General features: G+C 60.7%; 2 protein-coding genes. Both read right to left on the minus strand.

Annotation, left to right across the window (positions count from 1 at the left end):
- A partial coding sequence (locus B3187_RS12865; protein WP_286806880.1) for a high-potential iron-sulfur protein occupies positions 1-232 on the minus strand: 232 nt, incomplete at its 3' end.
- A 131-nt stretch (positions 233-363) separates the two neighbouring features.
- On the minus strand, positions 364-1,694 hold a 1,331-nt coding region (locus B3187_RS12870), incomplete at its 5' end, for an enolase C-terminal domain-like protein (protein WP_286806881.1).

Below are 1,694 nucleotides of genomic sequence, written 5' to 3' on the forward strand. Positions count from 1 at the left end.
GTTTGCCCGGGAACAGGTTGCACCCCACCCATTCGGCCTCCAGATCACCCTTGGCGTGGATGCAGTTATTACAGCGCTGGCCCTCGGTTTCGCTGGTCTCCATGTAGTTCAGCGCCTTGGCCTGCGCATCATCCGGAGATAGCTTTTCGTCCTGAGCCGACACGGTGTGTACGGGGATCAGGGTGGCACCGGCTGTCGCTGCCGACAGCTTCAGAAAGTCTCTGCGCTTCATGGTCTTCTCCTGTTAGTACGGTTAATCACGGTTTTGTTTGATATTGTCTGGCGAACTTTAGCACAGTTAATGTATTCAGGTTCTACGTGACGCGGATGTCTTTGGATCCGTTGCGCCCCTGAAAAGGCGGCTTACCGGGGCTCTTGCATAAATTTCCGTGCCAACTGTGCAAAGTGATCGCTGGCGAGCCAGGCATCGCCGCCGGGCAGGGTGTAGTCCTGCTTGCCTCGGGCGCTGTAATCCACACCCACACCGGGCTCCCGACCCATCTGGTAGTAGCCATTTTTGACGATCGCCGGATTGGTAAAGACGCCCTCGTGGACACTGCGCTCCTCCTCGGCCACAAACTCCAGAATATCCGGCACCCCGGCCAGGTTGTCGGGCCCGAACCAGGCCTGCTTGATCGCCTGGACGTTGCGCATCCCCTCGCACAGGCCGATACCGCCGGTGTGAGGGCAAATGCGCACATCTCGCCCCTCCTCCCGGGCTTTCTGGGCCATCAGCAGAATCGCCAGGTTGTCGCCGATACCGCCCACCCGGGAGTAGTCCATCTGGATCACGTCGATGGCGTATTTTTCCCGGGTTTTACCGCTCAGATCCGGGGCGTGCAACAGGTCTTTGAAGGTGGTGGGGGAGGCGCCCTGCTCGCCGGTGGAAATGGGCATTCGCAGGGGCGGGGCGTAGTCCTCGAAGGCGCGGTCCAGCGCCTGTTGGAGCTCCACATGGGCCATGGGGCTGTGCTGGTTGCAGGGCTCCTCAAACCACTCTACCCGGTAGTCCGGGCTGGCCTGGTAGAGTTCCAGGCCAAGCTGATGCGCGAAAATGAAGGCCGAGCGGGTATCGAACACCTGATTGCTGTCGATGGCCACTTTCATTTTATCTGCTCGAGGGTCTTCCCGCTCAATGGTCTGGTACACCAGAATCATCCGCTCGGCATCCTCGTTGGCCGCTTCCAGGGCCATACGATCGATATCCTCCCGGGTCAGCAGGGTGCGGGCCTCGTCGGCCTTCATCCGCGCGGCGGAATAGCTGGCGCCCACCTTGATTTTGATCTGGGGCCAGCCCGCCTGCAGCATTTTGCGGGTCTGATCGACCAGGCCTTCCTTGCTGATTCCGCTCCAGCCGGCGGTGTTGTATGCCAGCAGCCCCTGTTGATAGATCGTGTGAACCCGCTCCTGTTTGCCGCCCTGGGCCCGCTGGAGCAGGTCCAGGGCCTCGGCCGGGCTTAACACATCGCCAATGGGTTCGAAATCGATGAATTCGAGCAGGTCCCGTGGCTCCATATCCACAATCAGTTGCCAGGCCGGTACCTGCTGGATTTTCGCGCTCAGGTCCCAGAGGGCGTTGGCAACGGCCCCGATGGCCATGCGTGAGACGCCCACACCGCCCAGCCAGCTGTAGTCGGAGTCCTGCAGCATACGCTTGCAGAAGCGGCCCAGATTGCCGTTTTTATGCAGCTCGG

The sequence above is a fragment of the Marinimicrobium sp. UBA4209 genome, from assembly GCF_002381585.1.
Taxonomy (GTDB): domain Bacteria; phylum Pseudomonadota; class Gammaproteobacteria; order Pseudomonadales; family Cellvibrionaceae; genus Marinimicrobium; species Marinimicrobium koreense.